This is a genomic window from Bacillus sp. USDA818B3_A, from assembly GCF_009928415.1.
Classification (GTDB): Bacteria; Bacillota; Bacilli; order Bacillales; family Cytobacillaceae; genus Neobacillus.
Map to the genome: position 1 here is coordinate 241,191 of NZ_JAABNN010000004.1, position 18,747 is coordinate 259,937.

At 40.4% G+C, this 18,747-nt stretch carries 16 protein-coding genes; all 16 read right to left on the minus strand.

Going from position 1 to position 18,747, the window contains the following annotated elements; all coding sequences use genetic code 11:
- Window positions 1–532 precede the first annotated feature (532 nt).
- The gene (gene fba, locus GXK58_RS10935; RefSeq protein ID WP_160722645.1) at window positions 533–1,399 is read right to left on the minus strand and encodes a class II fructose-1,6-bisphosphate aldolase; all 867 of its coding nucleotides are present in this window, start codon (window positions 1,397–1,399) and stop codon (window positions 533–535) included.
- An 82-nt stretch (window positions 1,400–1,481) separates the two neighbouring features.
- The gene (iolD, locus tag GXK58_RS10940) at window positions 1,482–3,392 is read right to left on the minus strand and encodes a 3D-(3,5/4)-trihydroxycyclohexane-1,2-dione acylhydrolase (decyclizing) (protein WP_160722647.1); all 1,911 of its coding nucleotides are present in this window, start codon (window positions 3,390–3,392) and stop codon (window positions 1,482–1,484) included.
- 14 nt (window positions 3,393–3,406) lie between these two features.
- On the minus strand, window positions 3,407–4,405 hold the full coding sequence (gene iolC / locus GXK58_RS10945; protein WP_160722649.1) for a 5-dehydro-2-deoxygluconokinase: 999 nt from the start codon (window positions 4,403–4,405) through the stop codon (window positions 3,407–3,409).
- 17 nt (window positions 4,406–4,422) lie between these two features.
- Window positions 4,423–5,241, minus strand: a complete 819-nt coding sequence (iolB, locus tag GXK58_RS10950) for a 5-deoxy-glucuronate isomerase (RefSeq protein WP_160722651.1) — start codon at window positions 5,239–5,241, stop codon at window positions 4,423–4,425.
- 81 nt (window positions 5,242–5,322) lie between these two features.
- Complete coding sequence (locus GXK58_RS10955; RefSeq protein WP_442862469.1) at window positions 5,323–6,798, minus strand: CoA-acylating methylmalonate-semialdehyde dehydrogenase; 1,476 nt, start codon at window positions 6,796–6,798, stop codon at window positions 5,323–5,325.
- Window positions 6,799–7,020: 222 nt separating this feature from the next.
- Window positions 7,021–7,410: a tautomerase family protein gene (locus tag GXK58_RS10960; protein ID WP_160722653.1), complete on the minus strand. Its 390-nt coding sequence runs from the start codon at window positions 7,408–7,410 to the stop codon at window positions 7,021–7,023.
- A gap of 184 nt (window positions 7,411–7,594) precedes the next feature.
- Window positions 7,595–8,458, minus strand: a complete 864-nt coding sequence (locus tag GXK58_RS10965; protein WP_160722655.1) for a sugar phosphate isomerase/epimerase family protein — start codon at window positions 8,456–8,458, stop codon at window positions 7,595–7,597.
- A gap of 211 nt (window positions 8,459–8,669) precedes the next feature.
- The gene (locus GXK58_RS10970; RefSeq protein ID WP_160722657.1) at window positions 8,670–9,425 is read right to left on the minus strand and encodes a DeoR/GlpR family DNA-binding transcription regulator; all 756 of its coding nucleotides are present in this window, start codon (window positions 9,423–9,425) and stop codon (window positions 8,670–8,672) included.
- Window positions 9,426–9,572: 147 nt separating this feature from the next.
- Entirely contained in the window at window positions 9,573–10,331 is a 759-nt protein-coding gene (locus tag GXK58_RS10975; RefSeq protein WP_160722659.1) for a DeoR/GlpR family DNA-binding transcription regulator, read from the minus strand.
- Window positions 10,332–10,593: 262 nt separating this feature from the next.
- The gene (locus GXK58_RS10980) at window positions 10,594–11,781 is read right to left on the minus strand and encodes a PDZ domain-containing protein (RefSeq protein WP_160722661.1); all 1,188 of its coding nucleotides are present in this window, start codon (window positions 11,779–11,781) and stop codon (window positions 10,594–10,596) included.
- Window positions 11,782–12,048: 267 nt separating this feature from the next.
- Window positions 12,049–13,503, minus strand: a complete 1,455-nt coding sequence (locus GXK58_RS10985; RefSeq protein ID WP_160722663.1) for a S41 family peptidase — start codon at window positions 13,501–13,503, stop codon at window positions 12,049–12,051.
- Window positions 13,504–13,675: 172 nt separating this feature from the next.
- Window positions 13,676–15,019: a murein hydrolase activator EnvC family protein gene (locus GXK58_RS10990; protein ID WP_160722665.1), complete on the minus strand. Its 1,344-nt coding sequence runs from the start codon at window positions 15,017–15,019 to the stop codon at window positions 13,676–13,678.
- Between the two features lie 259 nt (window positions 15,020–15,278).
- Entirely contained in the window at window positions 15,279–16,172 is an 894-nt protein-coding gene (gene ftsX / locus GXK58_RS10995; protein ID WP_160722667.1) for a permease-like cell division protein FtsX, read from the minus strand.
- Window positions 16,162–16,848 (minus strand): cell division ATP-binding protein FtsE, encoded by a 687-nt coding sequence (gene ftsE, locus GXK58_RS11000; protein WP_160722669.1) that lies wholly within the window; start codon window positions 16,846–16,848, stop codon window positions 16,162–16,164. The genes ftsX and ftsE overlap by 11 nt, the downstream gene beginning before the upstream one ends.
- Window positions 16,849–17,122: 274 nt before the next feature.
- Window positions 17,123–17,470 carry a cytochrome c551 gene (gene cccB / locus GXK58_RS11005; RefSeq protein WP_160722671.1) on the minus strand — a complete coding sequence of 116 codons (348 nt, stop codon included), beginning with the start codon at window positions 17,468–17,470 and terminating at the stop codon, window positions 17,123–17,125.
- A 55-nt stretch (window positions 17,471–17,525) separates the two neighbouring features.
- Window positions 17,526–18,392: a YitT family protein gene (locus GXK58_RS11010; protein ID WP_160722673.1), complete on the minus strand. Its 867-nt coding sequence runs from the start codon at window positions 18,390–18,392 to the stop codon at window positions 17,526–17,528.
- Window positions 18,393–18,747: the final 355 nt, after the last annotated feature.

The following is an 18,747-nucleotide window of genomic DNA, read 5'->3' on the forward strand; positions in this document are numbered from 1 at the left end:
CGCTTTCAAACTGGTTCAACTGGGTAGACAAGAGACCCTATTGTCTACCGAACGCTTTCAAACTAGTCCAGATGGGTAGACAAGAGACCCTATTGTCTACCGAACGCTTTCAAACTGGTTCAACTGAGTAGACAAGAGACCCTATTGTCTACCGAACGCTTTCAAACTGGTTCAACTGGGTAGACAAGAGACCCTATTGTCTACCGAACGCTTCCAAACTGCTCCAGCTGGGTAGACAAGAGACCCTATTGACGACCGAATGCTTCCATACTGGTCCAGCTGGGTAGACAAGAGACCCTATTGACGACCGAACGCTTCCTAACTGCTCCAGCTGGGTAGACAAGAGACCCTATTGACGACCGAACGCTTCCAAACTAGTCCAGCTGGGTAGACAAGAGACCCCCAGTATTTTTTCGATAGGAATGGCCATATCCCAATAAAAAATGACTATCAAATTAACATACATTTTGATAGTCATTTTTTATTGTTTGTGATAGTTAACCGAACCCGTTACAAGCAGCGCCCGGTTGATTTATGCTTTATTGCTTGATTTAAACTCTCTAATCTTCTCTCTGACTGTTTCTTTCACAGCTTCCTTACCTGGTGTAAGGATCGCCCGGGCGTCATACACTTCTCTATCGTTCTCTAGTACATTTCGGACAGCTCTCGTCCATGCCTGCAAGCATTCTGTATTCACATTAATTTTGGCATGACCCAATTCAATCGCTTGATGGATTTGGTGTAATGGGATGCCTGAACCGCCATGTAAGACAAGCGGCAGATTTGTTAATTCTGAAATCTCCTTCATTTCAGCAAACCCTAATTTGGGTTCTCCTAGGTAAGGACCATGTACAGAGCCAAGAGCCGCTGCCAGTGCATCAATTTCTGTTTCTTGGACAAGCCGTAAACATTCCTGTGGATCTGCATAATTAATGCCGCCGATAAGACCGTCTTCATTACCGCCCACGGTTCCAACTTCCGCTTCGACAGTCACCCCATGAACCCGGGCATAGTCCGTCACTTGCTTTGTCATGGCAATGTTTTCTTCAATAGAATAATGCGAACCGTCAATCATTACCGAAGTATATCCGGCATCAATGGCTTCCTTACATCGTTCCACACTTTTCCCATGATCAAGATGAAGGGCAACAGGTACGGTAATCTTCTTTTCCTCTACAATTCTATTTACCATCATAGCAATCGTCTTAAATCCGCCTAAATAATCTACTAATCGATCGGATGAGGCTACAATGATAGGAGACCGTTCCTCCTCAGCCGCTTCCAGCATCGCTTCTGCCCATTGAAAGCTGTTGATATTAAATTGCCCGACTGCATATTTTTCTTTTTTCGCTTTCTCAAGCATTTCTTTCATCGGAACTAATCTTGATGTTGCGATCATTTCTATCTCACCCCTCTTATCTGAATTTTCAAACTTATTAAGGCGGATCAAATTCCAGAGAATTTGATCCAACCCTTATTATTTAATATTGTCTTGCAGTTTCTAATTTTTGTTTTCTTGCTTCATACGCCTTTTGAATGCTTTCTTTATGAGATACTTCCGCAACCCCAACATTCCACCAGCTGTCATAGCCGTCCGTCATTGTTTTTGGAAGAACTTTGATATCGATTAGTGTAGATCCCTCTTGCTGTTTGGCATCTTCTAAAGCTTCTTTCAGCTGTTCAACTGTATTCACACGATAAGTCTTAGCACCATAGCCTTCAGCTACTTTTGCATAATCGATCGTTAATATTTTATTGTCGTGTGTTCTAAATTCCGTATGGAAACTGTCGCTTCCATTCTCCATTTGTAAATTGTTGATACAGCCCCATCCTGAGTTATCAAATAGGACGATATTAACCTTTTGATTGTATTGGATTGCAGTAATGAATTCAGAGTGCATCAACAAGAAACTGCCATCGCCCACTAGCGAATAGACTTCTTGATTTGGTGCTGCCAATTTGGCTCCTAATGCACCCGATACTTCATACCCCATGCAGGAATAGCCGTACTCAACGTTATACGTATTCGTTACCATTGGATTCCAAATCCGCTGTACATCTCCTGGCAATGATCCTGCTGAAGTAATAATGATGCTATCTGGAGCAACCGTATCATTAACCGCTAATAATGCCGTTGTCTGCGCAAGCTCCGTGTTAAGCGCATCAGCATACTCATTTAGTACTTCTTGAGTAAAATTATTTTTTACTTCCGGCTGGAAATTTTCACGGTTAAAGGTTACTTGGCTCAAGCGGCTGCGCTCCGCAGTCCATTCTTCCCTCAGTTCAGAAATGATCGGGCCGAATTCACTTTCATATCCGTCTAATAATGGTGCTAATTGCTCCAATGTGGTTTTGGCATCTGCTACCACTTGGAAAGCATCCAATTTATAAGCCTGCAGTCGGCTGACATTGATGTTTAAGAACTTAGCTGTTTCAAAGTTAAAAGCCGTTTTTGAAGAAGTGGCAAAATCCGTGTATCGGGTACCGATACCAATGATTAAGTCGGCTTGGCGGGCCGCTTTATTGGCCGCTAATGTACCTGTAATCCCCATACCGCCTAAGTTATTCTTAAAATCAGACTCAACAGTGGATTTACCAGCTTGTGTCTCTACTAATGGAATATTATGCTTCTCTGAAAGCGCCATTAAGATTTCACGAGCTTGCGAATATTTCGCTCCGCCGCCCACTAAGATGACTGGTTTTTTGCTAGCTTTGATTAATTCTGCCGCTCCATTTAGTTCACGTTCAACTGGTGCTTTGCGATCTAAATAATGGACACGCTTTTCAAAGAATTTTTCATCATAATCGTACGCTTCCCCTTCTACATCCTGGGAAATACAAATCGTAGCAGGGCCCGCTTTTCCTGGGTCAGTCATCACTTCAAACGCACGAATTAAACTGGACATCAGCTGTTCTGGGCGGGTTACACGATCCCAGTATCTTGAAACCGGCTTTAATGCATCATTGGTTGTGACAGCCGCGCTATATTCTTGTTCAACCTGCTGTAATACCGGATCAGGCTGGCGGGTAGCAAACGTATCTCCTGGTATTAATAACATTGGAATATTATTGGCAAGAGCCGTTGCTGCAGCCGTTACCAAGTTCGCTGAACCTGGTCCGACAGAGGTGCTTACCGCGTAAATTTTTTGACGCAGCATTTGTTTGCTGTAAGCCATTGCGGCAAGAGCCATGCCTTGTTCATTCTTACCTTGGATGACTTTCAGAGATCCCTGTTCCTGCTCAAGTGCCTGACCTATCCCAAGTACATTTCCATGTCCAAATACAGCGAAGACTCCTTCCACAAAAGGAAATTCCCGGCCATCCACATGGATATATTGTTGTTTGATAAATTTAATTAAAGCTTGACCCGTTGTTAATCGAATTTTCCCCATGGCTATTTACACCCCTAGCTTAATTGTTCTGCTTTCTCTGTTCTTTCTTCAATCAATTGTTCAATTTCAGCCACTGTAGGCATCGCTTCTGATGAGCTGTGCTTACTTACCACAATTGCCGCAGAAGCACTGCCGAATTTTAGAGCTGTTTCAATATCCTTGCCTGTAATTAACGCGTATAAGAAGGCAGATGCGTAGGAGTCCCCTGCGCCAAACGTTTTTAATACCTTTGTTAAGTATGCGCGGCCTCTGAATGTTTCTCCTGACTTTGCATAGGCATAGGAACCTTCTACCCCATGTTTGATCACAACTAATTCTGGGGAATGCTTAAACAGCTGTTCGATGGTTGCTGCGTTGCTGCCTTCCTTTACATTTTCCATGACATCAAATTCATCACGTGTTCCTACGACAACATCGGCCTGCTGAGCCACTAATGTATAATAAACAGATGTTTCTTCAAGCGATGTCCATGTATATCCGCGATAGTCCAATTCAAAGACTACCTTTACGTCATTTTTCTTTGCCAGTTGAATCGCTTTTAAAACCGCTTCACGGGAAGGACTTTTGGCAAGAGCGGTACCTGAAACTAGCAGAACCTTCGCCTTTTTAATATAATTTTCATCTACTTCTGATGGCTGTAAATAGAGATCCGCTACTTCATCACGATACATTAGAATGCTGCATTCTTCCGGACTCTTAATCTCTGTAAAAGCCAAGCCTGTCTTATGACCTTCTTGATCCACCATCATGTTGGATGTATCCACACCCACACCGCTCATATATTGCTCAATAAACCGGCCATGCTGATCATCGGCAAGTTTCCCAATAAATCCTGCTTTTAAACCAAGCTTTGATGAACCGATGGCGATATTTGCTGGTGAACCGCCTACATACTTTTTAAATGTCATCGTTTCTTCCATTGGACGATTATATTCCACTGCGTTCAAGTCCATGCAAGCACGGCCAATCGCAATAAGATCAAACTCTCTATCAGAATGAAATTGAATTTTCATGATTAAAAGCCACTCCTTTATTTACGGTTTAAAATCCATTCATGGGCTGGTTCGTTGTAAAACTTCCAAATACGTGTCGGGCCTGCCATTACATTTAAATAATAGGACTCATACCCATCGGGTACACCAACGGGATGATAGCCGGCCGGTACTAATACAACATCACCATGCTCAACTGCCATCGTTTCATCGATGGAACGGTCATCTGTATAGACACGCTGGAATACAAATCCTTGCTGCGGGTTCATTTCATGGTAGTAGCTTTCTTCTAAAAATGATTCCTCTGGCAAGTTATCCTGATCATGTTTATGCGGAGGATAGCTTGACCAGTTTCCGCTTTCTGTGAATACTTCTACAACTAGTAAACTATTAGCAGATGGATTGGAATCTGGCAGGATATTATGAACTAAACGCTTATTGCTGTATTTTCCTCTATTTTCAATTCCATTCTCTTCTGCCTTTATTAATTTTGTAGGCAGCTGCTTATTAGATGGTGAATAACAAAGAGCCACACGAGCTTGTGTAACACCCTCCACCTCAAAAGAACGGTCATTGGAAACATACACACTGTCAGTCGGTTTCTTTTCGAAAACGCTTTCCCTTGTGCCAATATTTTCAAAAACTTCTTCTCCAGCCGACACATTTATTTTCCCTGTTAATGCAACGATGCAGCATTCCACTTTGCTTAAGTCTTCTGTATACTTAGCGCCCGGGGCTAAATCGACTACTTTGAAACCAACATATTCTAACGGGGAGTTTTCACTAGTTACTTCCTGAACGATGGTAACTCCTGGTGACGTTTCGTTTTGTTTGGGTTTTCGGAGCAATTTACTCACGTGTAATCCTCTCCTATCTATGTAATCGCTATTATCCTGACTGTGAAAGACAGGATAATAGCCTTTTTATGGTGCTGATCCTTATTCGAATGATGGTGTTTTATAATTAGCCGTAACCACTTTTTTATGTGTATAGAATTCTACACCGTCTTTTCCGTTCGCAGGTAATGTTCCAAAGAAGGAAGATTTCCATCCAGAGAATGGGAAGAAAGCGATTGGTGCTGGAACACCTAAGTTAATACCAAGCATTCCTGCATCAATATTCTCACGGAAGTAACGAATCGAAGATGCATTTGAAGTATAGATACATGCTCCGTTTGCAAACTCTGATTTATTGGCGGTTTCAACCGCTTCTTTTAGATGTTTCACACGAACAATTGAAAGGACTGGTGCGAAAATTTCATCTTTCCAGATGGTCATATCAGTTGTCACATCATCGAAAATAGTTGGTCCGACAAAATATCCTTCTTCAGGGGCATTTTCACGGCCATCACATACTAGTTTAGCACCTTCATCAATACCTGTTTGAATATAGCCTAATGTACGCTGCTGATTTTGTTCGCGAATAACTGGTCCTAAGAATACACCCTCATCAAGGCCATGTCCGATTTTGACTGCTTTTGCTTTCTCAACTAATTTCTCAAGAAACTCATCAGCAATTCCTTCTTCTACGGTTACAACAGCGCAAGCCATGCAGCGCTCGCCGGCTGAACCAAACGCTGAAGCAATGACGTTTGTGGTGGCAAGTTCTAAATCTGCATCATTTAATACGATGGAGTGGTTTTTAGCACCTGTTAAGGCTTGAACACGTTTTAGGTTTTGGCTTCCGCGCTTATAAACATATTCTCCAACTGGCTTTGAACCTACGAATGAAATAGCTTTTACTTCTGGGTGGTCTAACAATCCGTTTACTACATCATGTGCACCATGAACCACATTAAATACGCCTTTAGGAAGACCAGCTTCTTCTAATAGTTCTGCTAATCTATTAGCTAATAATGGTGTTCTTTCAGATGGTTTAAGAACGAATGTATTTCCAACGGCAATGGCGGTTGGGAACATCCAGCATGGTACCATCATTGGGAAGTTGAATGGTGTAATTCCGCCAACAACCCCGATTGGATAACGGAAATTGGTGACTTCCACATCTGTTGCAATCGTTGAAAGTGAATCTCCCATCATCAATGTAGGAGCACCTGATGCAAATTCCACATTCTCAATTCCACGCCCTACCTCACCAAGTGCTTCAGTAAGGTTTTTGCCGTTTTCGATCGTGATAATACGAGCCAATTCTTGTTTATTCTTTTCTAATAATTGCTGAAAATTAAACAGGACTTTCGTACGTTTTGTCACAGGTACCTTTTTCCAGCTTTCGAATGCTTTTGCTGCGACTTCAACTGCATAATCCAGCTCTTCTTTTGTTGAAAGTGGCACCTTTGCAATAATTTCCTTTTTAGCTGGATCGTAGATATCTTCAAACTGTGTCGTTTTACTTTCGACCCATTCACCATTTATGTAATTTTTTAGAGTTTCAACTTTTACGATTACGTTAGACATTTTTTTCTTCCTCCTTTAATCATAACTTTATTGTATTTTGGTACAAGTGTTAAAAAGACCATCTATCAGTATAGGAAACTAATAAACTTATTCATTTGTTTATCACTTGTTGGTTATCTTTTGGTTATCTTTGATTACATATTAATACTAAAACCGCTTTCAGTCAACAGTTTTTTATTACTTTTTAGATAAAAACTAACTATTAATAGACTGCACTTATGATTACAACTTTCCAGTTAAAAACTGTGCTTCTCCAAAACCAAAGCTCCAGTCAGATGCCCCATTTGTAACGATTGAAACCATGATGTCATTTGGCTCCATATCACAGGATTCTACCAGCTCTTTTACTAAGAGTTTATAAAATTCCTTCTTTTGTTTGTCACTTCTTTGAGTACTTGTTACACTGACAATAACTAGATTCCGGCTTCTTTCAAATCCTAAACCAGTATCTTCAATGATTAATTCATGGGCAGGGTGCTGATTGACAATTTGGTAACGATCCCGTTCTGGTACGCCAAAGGCTTCTACAACAGCTCGGTGCGCGGCATCCAATAATTGTTTTATAGCATCCTTACCTCGTCCCTCTATTAAATCAAATCTAACTAACGGCATCTAATCTCCTCCCATTGCTTTCATTCTAACCAGCAACTAAATATCAACTATTGATTAAGTTTTGGTTATATTATGATTAAATCATAATAAATTCTAGAGATTCCGTCAACCACTTTCGTCCATAGTATAAGAAAAAAAGTCTCTTCTCAACGATCGAGAATAGACTTCTAATATAAATAGACTATTAAATATGCAGACCTTCTCTAATGGATTTCAACGTAACTTCATTGGACCATTCTGGTTTATCAGGATAAGCAAATACTGAATTCGTTACAATTCCATCAAACTTCATTTCTCTTAATTTTCGATACAGGGCATCAAAGTTTATTTCCCCTTCACCCGGATTCAAATGCTGGTGGATTGTTACGTTTGCATTAGGAGGATTAATAATATATCTTAATCCGAAGGCCGCTTTATGATTAAGTGTGTCAGCAATTAACACATGGGCAAGTAAATCTCCCGCTTCCTCTAAGTGTTGAGCTACATCGCCGATCCCATCATCATAAAAGAAAGCATGTGCCACAGAGTAAACCAGTTTAATCCAATCTTTATCGAATGCACGGATCATCCGGATGGCTTCTGTGTTTAACTCAATAAAATCGTTTGGATGGGATTGTAGATTTAAATGAATCCCTTCTCTTTCAAAAATAGGCATTAGCTCTTCCATGGACTTTACAAAAGCAGCTTCACTTTCCACTGGACGGCTCTTGTCACCAGCGAATTCACTGTTCATTAAATCTACGCCTAAATCAGAAGTGATTTCAATACAGCGTTTCCAATTTCTTACGGCAGCTTGGCGTTCTTGTTCATCTGGCGAAGACCATTGCTGAACTGGAAGGACAGAAGAGATTCGAACACCAGCGTCGGAACAATATCTTTTTAAATCCTTTATCAATTGCCTATCAACCTTTGGATATTCATAAAACCAAATAAAATCTTTACGTGGAGATAACTCTACCCATTCATATCCTAATCTAGCAACTGCATCAATTGTTTCTTTTAGATTCGTATTGTCACGATAATGTGACGGATCGTATGCTAAACGCATTCTAATTTCCCCTTTCTTTTGTAGGCCATAGCGCTTTCAATTTAATTAATACCAGAAATCAACTTTTTATAATGTGTTGGTTAACTTTTGGTTATCTATAAGAACATATTAATACTAACAGTGCCAATAATCAATATATTTTTATTATTTTAAACAAAAAACCCTTCCTAAATGGGATTAGCCAATTAGAAGGGAATTTTTCAAGAAACTGCTATTCAGCAATAACAAGCTGGATTTGGTTATTCTTAGCGTATTCTTGGTAAGAGTCATCCGGCAGTTGATCCGTAATTAAAAAATCAATCTCATGTAAACCGCAATAGGTCATTAATCCATATTTATCGAATTTATCGTGGTCTGCCAATAAATAGACTTCAGAACTTCGGTTAACAATTGTCTTCTTTAATTCACTTTCCAAGGGTGATGCATTCGTTACCCCGTTAACCAACGAGATACCAGTTGAGGCCATAAAGGCCTTCTTTATATTGTAATCTTTAAATAACTCCATATTTCTTGGATTCACAAACGAATTGGTTTTACGTTCCAGCATTCCCCCTACAGAAATGACATTTAGATTTTCATATGGAAGAGCACGAACAATGAAGTCAATACTATTCGTGAAAACGGTCAGGTTTTTTTCCTTTAGAAAGCCAAACATTTCAATCGTAGTGGTGCCTGAATCGATAAAGATAAAATCTCCATCTTCTACATAGCTAGATGCTATCTCTGAAATTAAAACTTTTTGCTCTTGATTACGTATTTGTCTATCTTTAAACGATTCAAGTTTTTTATGAACAGAGGATACCCCGCCATAAACTTTTTTGAGATCTCCCCGATCGACCAACTCTTGAACATCCCGTCTAATTGTATTTTTAGATACATCAAAAACTTCTACTAATTCATCTAATGAGGCGGATTGATGTTCAATCACATAATCATATATTTTTTTAATGCGTTTTTCCTTAATCATTTCATTTCACCCTATTATTTGTTATCGCTTACATCATATCTATTCTAACTCCATAGTACCAACAAATAACCAGAACTTCATTATATTTTTATAAAAAGAATGAAATATTTTTATTTATTTCCTCAAAAAGATAATCATTTTCTATTATTAGGTAGCTATTACAAGCCGGATAGTATGTTTTTTAGCAAATTCTAGATAACTTGTTTTTGGACTCCTATCAGTAATCAGGTAATCAATTTCATCTAACCCGCAATAGGTCATCATTCCATATTGATCAAATTTATCGTGGTCAACCAATAGATAGACCTCTGCACTTTTTTTAACAATTAGCTTTTTTAATTTACTTTCAAGCGGAGAAGCATTTGTTACTCCGATGGAAATTGAGATCCCAGTTGATGCCATAAACGCTTTCTTAATATTGTAATCACTTAGTAAGTCCAGATTGAGCGGGTTGCCAAACGAATCGGTTTGACGATCAAGTACCCCTCCAATAGAAATCACATTCAAATGTTCATAGGGAAGAGCACGAACAATAAATTCCATGCTGTTAGTAAAAATGGTCAGGTGCTTCTCCTTAATATATTCAAACATTTCAATCGTTGTTGTCCCTGAATCGATGAAGATAATATCACCATCGGTCACAAAACTGGCTGCCTTTTTTACAATGGATGTTTTCTGTTCCTGGTTACGTGTTTTTCTCTCTTGAAGTGACTCAAGTTTTCTATGGGTAGCAGCAGATACTCCGCCATAAACCTTTTTTAGTTCCCCGCGTTCCACCAGCATTTGAACATCACGCCTGATTGTATTTTTTGATACATTAAAGACCGAAACCAATTCATCTAATGAGGCATGTTGTTGTTCAATCACATAGTCATGAATTTTATTAATACGCTTTTCCTTAATCAAAACATTCCTACCCCCTAGATATATAATAATATATTTAACAAATATATTATCAAAAAATAACCAATAATTCACTAATATTATTATGAACTTTAAGATATTTCTACTCAACTCATTCACTAATTACCCGCATCTATACCATAAAATTATATCTTTCTGTAAAATAAAACAACACTGTCATAGATAATAGCATTGTTTAACTAACTCACAATGCATACAAAAAAGGCTCGGAATCTGAGATTCGCGAGCCTTTCTTCATTTAAAACTAATCCACATATTTCAGATCATCAAACTTCCGTTCATCCTGAACAAACAGAACCCCCAACTCATGATGGTCCCCCTCATAAAGAGCCCGTTGTACAAAGCGGATTTCACCTTTCGTGTCGAACACTTCTAACTTACAATGGGCACGATTTTTTTGCAGTGCCTCATAGAAAGTATGTTCATCAACGACCGATACCCCATTGACCTTCGAAATAATCTCTCCCACCTGAAGCCCCATCCTGTTCCCTGGCGATTCCGGGATAATTCCGATAATCATCAGACCATTATTCTTCTTAGAAAAGTACGACGCCATACTGTCATCTTTCATATAAGCAAACAAAGCTAACAGCTCACGTCCAACCACAGCCACGGCAGCAACAACGATGGCCATTAACGGATACCAATAGCCTGCAGCCGAAAGCAATGTAATGAGCACACCAAGGACGACGACCCGACGGCCATGGAGCTGAATCGCCTCCTTGGGAAGCGTGCCTTTAATCTGTTGATGGAAACCAATCGCAAACGGAACAAAAATGAACGAATACTCTTTCGCCCCCAAATGGAAAATGGGCCACCAATCAAAAGGGAGATCAAGAGCGTCTCCAGGGAACAGCAAGAACAACGGCACCATCCAAAGCCGTTTCACCTCGTGAACCCCAACTGCTTGCCCGCGCTTACTTCTTGCTAGTTTAGGAGAAGAGCCCCTGCTGCCATTTTTAAAAATCAAAATACCTTCAGCAACTAACAATAACCCGAGAACGACGATCAAGGATGGATAAACACCTGCATCAATAGATGTAACGAACGGTATGGACCAGTTATTTTGAGCAATTATAATAATTGCAAAAAATGCCGCCCCAATCGTATATGCCGGTGACATCCACCGTATATTCGTAGTCAGCGACCAGATTAGCGTGAAACCGGCGATAATAAGAATGGATGCAAATGGTAAAGCAATCCCTGCTGCAACAATAATAATAGATAGGATGAGCCCAATGATGGTCCCCAACGGAAATAACTGTCGAAGTTCAAAATAGGCATCCTCAGCCCGTATATGGAAATTTTTCCGCTCACGTTTTACCCTCATAACACCTAATACACCTGCAAGGAAAACGAGATAGTATAAAACAGGATGAAGAAAGAACCTGCCTGTCCCTTTTAGAAATTCCACAAGCCATGTCTCTGCCATTTCCTGCCACCTGCCCTATTAAAATTCTAGTAATGTATGAAAAAAATTCTCTTAAACTTTATTTTACCAAATTAGCAACATAAAACAAATTGCTACTTTTTAGAAAATAAAATAAATCAAAGATTTTGCTGGGACTTCGCCAAATCCTGCCGGCTTTTGTAAATTTATCGCATTTCCAGCAAGTACTTCTCCTATTTCCGTGGAAATTTTCAATAAAAAAACAGTTTTCTACAAAAAAAATACAGAGGCTAAAAGCCCCTGTCGGATTTATTTTGTGATTAATTTCAAAGCCATTTTTAACTGTAAATCATTTTTTTCCTTTTTCATTTCCTTCACAGCTGCCTCTTCTAACTTACCTGCTGTCTTTTCATCAATTTTTCCAGTTGCCACAAGATTATACTCCTGCTGGAAGCCCTTCACGGCTACTTTCGTCTCATCGCTAAAATACCCATCTGTCCGTCCGGGTTCAAAACCCAATCCATCTAAAATTTCCTGCGCATTTTTGACTTGCTCGTTATTCATATCCTCTTTCAGCGGCTCCTCGATTTGAATCGGATGGGTATCAAAGATGGCCGGCTGATTGATGGCCACATCCGGTTTAATTCCTTTTCTATGAATCCAATTTCCATCTGGTGTCAGCCACTTGGCTAATGTCAGCTTAATATTACTTCCATCCCCCATTGGAATCGCCTGCTGGACGGTCCCCTTGCCAAACGTGGTTTCCCCCACAACCTTATACCCATCGGCCTCTTTTAAGGCTCCAGCTAGAATTTCTGATGCTGAAGCACTGCCTTTATTGACCAGAACAAGGACAGGATACTCTTTTTTCTCTGATAGTGTTGAGAAGAAACGCTGTTTTTTGCCATTACGCTGTTCAATTTGTACATATGGCTGATCCTTAGGGACAAATTCTTTTAAAATTTCCCCAACACTTTCTAAGAAACCGCCAGGGTTTCCGCGAACATCTAAAATTAATCCTTTAATATTGTCATTTTCCAATGCCTTTAAATCTTTCTTAAAATCTGCTGCTGTATCTTCGGAGAAGGAGGTAATCTCCATATAGCCAATTTTTTTGCCATCCTGTTTTTTAATGGAGGTATGAACCGTCTCGAGTGGAATTTCGTCACGCTTGACTGGAATGGTCAGCGTTTCCTTTAACCCTTTTCTAGCTATCTCTAATTTAACGGTCGTTCCTTTTTTTCCGCGAATTTTAAGGGTTGCCTTATTGAGATCAAGGCCCTCGACACTTTTTCCATTCACTTTTAAAATTTGGTCGTTCGGTTTGATGCCTGCTTTTTCAGCTGGAGAATTTTTAAATGGGGAAACAATGACAATTTTCCCATCAACCATCCCTACCTCCGCCCCGATTCCTTCGAAGGACGACTCCAAGGTTTGGGTGAATTGTTTGGCCGTCTCCTTGTCCATATAAACCGAATACGGATCTTTTAAAACAGACAGCATTCCTTGGATTGCTCCTTCGACCAATTGATCCTGATCTACCTTTTCCACATACCGGCTTAAAATCAGATCATAGGCCTGTTCTACCTTTACAAGGCTGTCCGTATTTGTCTCAGAGTTTTCTGCTGCTTGCATGGGACTGACTGCTTGTTCCAGTTTGGATGCTGCTTCGGTTTTATTTAAATAAGTCATTCCTGCGTAAGTGCCCCCTGCTCCTGTCAGCAATGAGCCTGTCATTAACAGGGCAATCCATTTTCGATTCATCCGAATCCTCCTCAAGTAAAAATTGCCTGTCCTATCTATTTCTCATAGTGGCACCGAACTCCTGCCCGATTATTAACTTATATGTAAAGATAAGACAAGTTATGATAGAAATGAGGTGAGAAAATGTATCGGAAAAAGGAAAAAGGAAGAAACCCTTCGGTTCCTTCCTTTTTTATGGCAGCGGTACAATACCCACTGGACTGATCGCATAACGCTTATCCTGAGTCCACGGGCCTTTATGAAGTTCAAAGTGCAAGTGCTGGCCATGGGATGCACCGGTGTTACCCATTACACCAATCTGCTGGCCTTTTTTCACAACTGCCCCATTGCCAACCAATCGTGTGGACATGTGGGCATAAACAGTAGTGTAAACCTGTCCATTAATAGAATGTGAGACAAAGATGCAGTTTCCATATGTGCTAGATAAATAGGATCGACTGACAACGCCATCTGCTGCCGCTACAATCGGAACACTTGCACCATTGGCAATGTCCACACCGACATGTCTTTCACTGCCTCGTTGTCCAAAACCAGAGCTTAAATAACCGGTTGCGGGCTGTGTCCATATGCCGCTTGAAACGCCAGGTGTGCTTCCAGAACTTGCCACAGAACTAGCCCCAGAACTTGCGCTTTTAGAACTTGAACTTGATCCGCTGCTAGCAGTAGTGCTTGCAGCCCTCTTGGCTGCTTCTGCCGCAGCTGTTGCTTTTGCTTCTGCCGCAGCAGCTGCTTTTGCTTGTGCTTCTTGCTCCATCTTAATCGCTTGTTGAATAGCTGTTTGCTGCGCGGCAAGAAGTGCATCTTGTTCTTGCAGATCCATTACTCCCTCATGAGCTTCAGCTTCCTGTTCCTTAAGGCTCGCTAAAGCTTTATCTTTTTCAGCTTTTTGCACATTTAATTGTTGTTTTAATTTCTGTAGGTCAGCGGCCATCTTTTCGATGCTGGCAAGATTTGCTGTCACTTGCTCTTGCTTTGTTTCTAATGCCTGCTTATCTGCCTCGTGTTCTTTGAGGATTGCTTGGTCAGCCTCCATAATGGTTACAACGGCATTAGCACGGCCCACAAAATCACTAAAGCTGGACGCCCCCATTAGAACATCGATATAGTTAACCATACCGCCGGTTTCTTGATAGCTGCGTGCTCTGTCTTTCAAGAGGATATTACGTTTCTCAATCCGATCTTTAATGACCTCCATTTCCCCTTGGAGTTTAAGAATCTCAGCTTTTGTACTTTCTAATTTAGCATTTGTTTCATTAATCTTATTGGTTGAGTCAGAAATAGCCTTATCTAATCTAGTAATTTCACTCAGTACATTTGCCTGCTGATTTTGCAGATCACTAATTTGATTGTTTTTTTGAGTAATAGTGGAATTTATATCGGAGCGCTTTTCCTGAATGTTGCTTTGTTCTCCCTTTAAGCCGGAAATCGATGCAGCTTCAGTTGTATATGTTCCTCCAAAGATTGTTCCAAACCCTACTGTTGCCGTAACAGCAAGGGTCATAACTGATTTCTTCATCTTCAATTGTTCCCTCCATCTGTACTTATACATGTTTGAAGGAAGGACAATAAATCGCCCTTCCTTAAAAATTGACTGTGTTAAAACAAATTGTTGATTTTGAAGCGATGCTGATTGGAGCGGAGGGCGCTCGACTCCTGCGGGAGTACGGGGCAGGGGAGACCCCGCAGGCGCAAAGCGCCGAGGAGGCTCCCCGGCACGCCCGCGGAAAGCGAGTGCCTGGAGCGGAAATCAGCATCCCAGTTTAACACGGCAAAAATTAGACCTTTAAGAACTTACGTACGGACATAACACTGCCCCATACACCAATGACGGCACCCATCAAAATCAAAATGCCCGACATCTGATAAACAAATGGATCAAATGGCAATACCTTAATAAAGGTTCCTTGAAGCTTAGGGCCAATATAATCGTAAGCACGATAGTAGGCAATTGAAATCAGAACAATCGGTAAAATGGAGCCAACAATTCCAAGCCATAAGCCTTCCAAAAAGAACGGCCAGCGAATAAAGTTATTCGTCGCCCCTACTAATCTCATAATCTTAATTTCACGGCGTCTCGCAATAATCGTAATCTTAATTGTATTTGAGATTAAGAATACAGCTGTCAAGAATAAGCCGATAATTAGCACGATCCCAACATTACGAGCGGCACTGATAAACTTAAATAATTTTTCAACCTTACCCTGACCGTATTTAACCTTGGCAACAAAGTTTTCCTTTTGAATTTTCTCAGCAACTTTCGGTGTATCAGCAGGATTTTTCGTTTTAACGATAAATACATCATTTAAAGGATTATCTTGTTCAAAAAGCTGGAACGCTTTTCCGTCCTCACCAAGACTTTTTACTAGGTTATCAAGTTCTTGGGTTTTTGGTGAAAAATCTATACTCTTAACTTCTGGAATACTACTAATCTGAGTTTTCAAGGTTTGCTGATCTTGTTTACTTGCAGCAACATCTATATGAACACGGATTTCAACGTCCTGTTCAATCGTTTCCGCCACCCTGTTTAAGTTCATCATAATCGCGAAAAAAACACCAACAAGAATTAATGTGACAGTGACAGCCCCAATGGATGCGAAAGTCATCCAGCCGTTTCTTTTAATGCTCTTTAAACTTTCACGGGCGTGACGGCCTACAGTTCTAATTTTCATAACCGTAATCACCTCTCTGCTCATCACGAACAATCTTTCCGCCTTCAATGGCAATAACGCGATGTTTTAATGTATTAACAATTTCTCGGTTGTGCGTGGCCATGACAACCGTAGTACCTCTATTATTAATCTCTTCAAATATCTTCATGATTTCCCAAGACGTTTCCGGATCAAGGTTCCCGGTAGGCTCATCCGCAATAACCACCTTCGGAGAATTTACAATCGAGCGGGCGATGGAAACACGCTGCTGCTCACCGCCGGATAATTCATTAGGCATCATTTTAATCTTATGCTTTAGTCCAACGAGTTCGAGAACCTCCATTACCCGTTTGCGGATATATTTTGGCTGGGCCTCAATAACTTCAAGGGCAAAAGCGACATTTTCATAGACTGTTAGAGACGGAAGGAGTTTAAAGTCTTGGAAAACCACCCCTAAATTTCTCCTGAACAGCGGAACCTTTTTCATTTTTAATTTCGCAAGGTTAACGCCATTCATCGTAATTGTCCCGGTTGATGGTATTTCTTCACGGTACATCATTTTAATAAAAGTAGATTTACCGGCACCACTCGGACCTACTACATACACAAATTCACCCTGATCGATTCGAACATCTATACCATTTATAGCAGTTACACCATTTGGGTACTTCTTATATACTTCCTTTAGTTCTAACATTTAATATCACCTTTTTTCGAAGTTAGTTCGAATAAAATTCGACATTATTCTTCGTATTTTTCCATATTGGTCCATAATAACAAACAATTTGTGCATAATTTAGCGCATTTTCATTATAACATCATAAACTGTTAAAAAAAGCGATAAAAATATTACAGTTTCTTTTCAATCTATATACAAAACTTGACAATTATCTCACAATTCGTAATTTAAACCGTTATAATCCAAATAAAAAACGCTCTGTCAATTGTAACAGAGCGTTTTCTTATAGTCCTTATTTTTTCGCTGCCAGCCATGAAGCCATCGTCTCAGCATCATCGCCAGTAACCAAACCTGCAGGCATTCCACCTGATTTACCGTTTTTAAGAATGTCTAGAATTTCATCTTTTGAATACTTCGATCCAACTTTGGTTAAATTTGGACCCATTGCCCCTTTCATATCGCCGCCATGACAGCTGGAACATTTTTGGTCGTAAATTTTTTGAGCATCAGCTGTTTCTGTTGTTTTCGTTGTCCCGCCGTTGTCCGTATTTTTTGACTCATCTTTGTCGCCACCTCCACAGGCAGCAAGACCCATTACAAGCGAAGTTCCAAGTAATAAGGCTGATAGTTTTTTCTTCATTCCATGACCCCCTTTTTCGAGAAAATGTTTCCATCAATGTACTATTATACCAGCGTTACGCACGTTTGAAACCTTCACCGAGGACTTCGGCTGCATCCATAACAATGACAAAGGCTGATGGATCAAGGGTTTTCACCAAATTTTTCAATTTTGTGAACTCCGTTTGATCTACCACACACATTAGCACTGGCCGCTCATGGTCTGTAAAGCCACCATATGCTGATAGTTTTGTCACTCCACGGTCGATTTTATTCAAAATCCCTTCCCGAACCTCATCTTGATTGTTCGTGATGATCATGGCCATTTTCGAGCTGTTAAAACCCACTTGAATAAGGTCGATTGTTTTACTTGTCACAAAGAGGGCAATTAACGCATACAGTCCTTTTTCGATATCAAAGACAGCCGCAGCAGTGAGAACAATCACCCCATCGATGATGACAACGCATCTGCCAAGGGTAAAACCGGTATATTTATGGATGATTTGCGCGGCTACATCGGTGCCGCCAGTGGAGCCATTTCCTCTAAAAACAATTCCAAGCCCCAGTCCTACGCCTATTCCTCCAAATAATGCGCCAAGAAGGGCATCATGTGTCCAAGGTTCAAGATGCTTCGTCAGAAACACGACAAATGGCAAAAAGATGGTTCCGGCAAAAGTTTTCACTCCGAATTGTTTTCCTAAAAAGACAACACCAGCAATAAATAACGGAATATTAAAGGCCCATTGAACATAGGCTGGTTCCCATCCAAAAACGCCCTTTAAAATCGTACTAATTCCGCTTACTCCACCCGAGGCGACTTGGTTTGGGAGCAAAAACACATTAAAGGTTATGGCGATGATTGCCGCTCCTATTAACACGAGAATATATTCAAACGCCACTCTCAGTTTCGGATAGGTTTGTGTTAGGTTGTCAAATACGTTCATAAAACAGATTCTCCTCTTTTTTCTATCTAAATCTGAAAGTGAGTATAGCATTTCATAAATATTGGTGTAAATGGCATTATGTTAACGTGATAAAGTGGTAATACCCTGAACATTCGCTGGTCTTAGCATTCGCCTTTCCTCATGATTTCATAAGAGAGCTTTTTGAAAAAGGCTGATCGACTGAAGTATGGATTAAATTATAATTGGGAGCAATGAAAAGTGCGGTCGTTGCCCAGATCCTTTATTTCATGCTTCCTCGGGCAATGAAGCGCCTTTTCATTGACCCAAATCCCTTATTTCATGCTTCCTGGGACAATGAAGCGCCCTTTCATTGACCCAAATCCTTTTTTTCATG

Excerpts from the sequence above, each read along its gene's own strand:
- fba (WP_160722645.1), bottom strand. The coding sequence starts at position 1,399 with ATGATCGCAACATCAAGATTAGTTCCGATGAAAGAAATGCTTGAGAAA.
- cccB (WP_160722671.1), bottom strand. The coding sequence starts at position 17,470 with ATGAAGAAAAAACTATCAGCCTTATTACTTGGAACTTCGCTTGTAATG.
- ftsX (WP_160722667.1), bottom strand. The coding sequence starts at position 16,172 with ATGAAAATTAGAACTGTAGGCCGTCACGCCCGTGAAAGTTTAAAGAGC.
- GXK58_RS10985 (WP_160722663.1), bottom strand. The coding sequence starts at position 13,503 with ATGAATCGAAAATGGATTGCCCTGTTAATGACAGGCTCATTGCTGACA.
- iolC (WP_160722649.1), bottom strand. The coding sequence starts at position 4,405 with ATGAAAATTCAATTTCATTCTGATAGAGAGTTTGATCTTATTGCGATT.
- GXK58_RS10955 (WP_442862469.1), bottom strand. The coding sequence starts at position 6,798 with ATGTCTAACGTAATCGTAAAAGTTGAAACTCTAAAAAATTACATAAAT.
- GXK58_RS10960 (WP_160722653.1), bottom strand. The coding sequence starts at position 7,410 with ATGCCGTTAGTTAGATTTGATTTAATAGAGGGACGAGGTAAGGATGCT.
- GXK58_RS10980 (WP_160722661.1), bottom strand. The coding sequence starts at position 11,781 with ATGGCAGAGACATGGCTTGTGGAATTTCTAAAAGGGACAGGCAGGTTC.
- GXK58_RS10965 (WP_160722655.1), bottom strand. The coding sequence starts at position 8,458 with ATGCGTTTAGCATACGATCCGTCACATTATCGTGACAATACGAATCTA.
- iolD (WP_160722647.1), bottom strand. The coding sequence starts at position 3,392 with ATGGGGAAAATTCGATTAACAACGGGTCAAGCTTTAATTAAATTTATC.
- GXK58_RS10970 (WP_160722657.1), bottom strand. The coding sequence starts at position 9,425 with ATGATTAAGGAAAAACGCATTAAAAAAATATATGATTATGTGATTGAA.
- GXK58_RS10990 (WP_160722665.1), bottom strand. The coding sequence starts at position 15,019 with ATGAAGAAATCAGTTATGACCCTTGCTGTTACGGCAACAGTAGGGTTT.
- GXK58_RS11010 (WP_160722673.1), bottom strand. The coding sequence starts at position 18,392 with ATGAACGTATTTGACAACCTAACACAAACCTATCCGAAACTGAGAGTG.
- ftsE (WP_160722669.1), bottom strand. The coding sequence starts at position 16,848 with ATGTTAGAACTAAAGGAAGTATATAAGAAGTACCCAAATGGTGTAACT.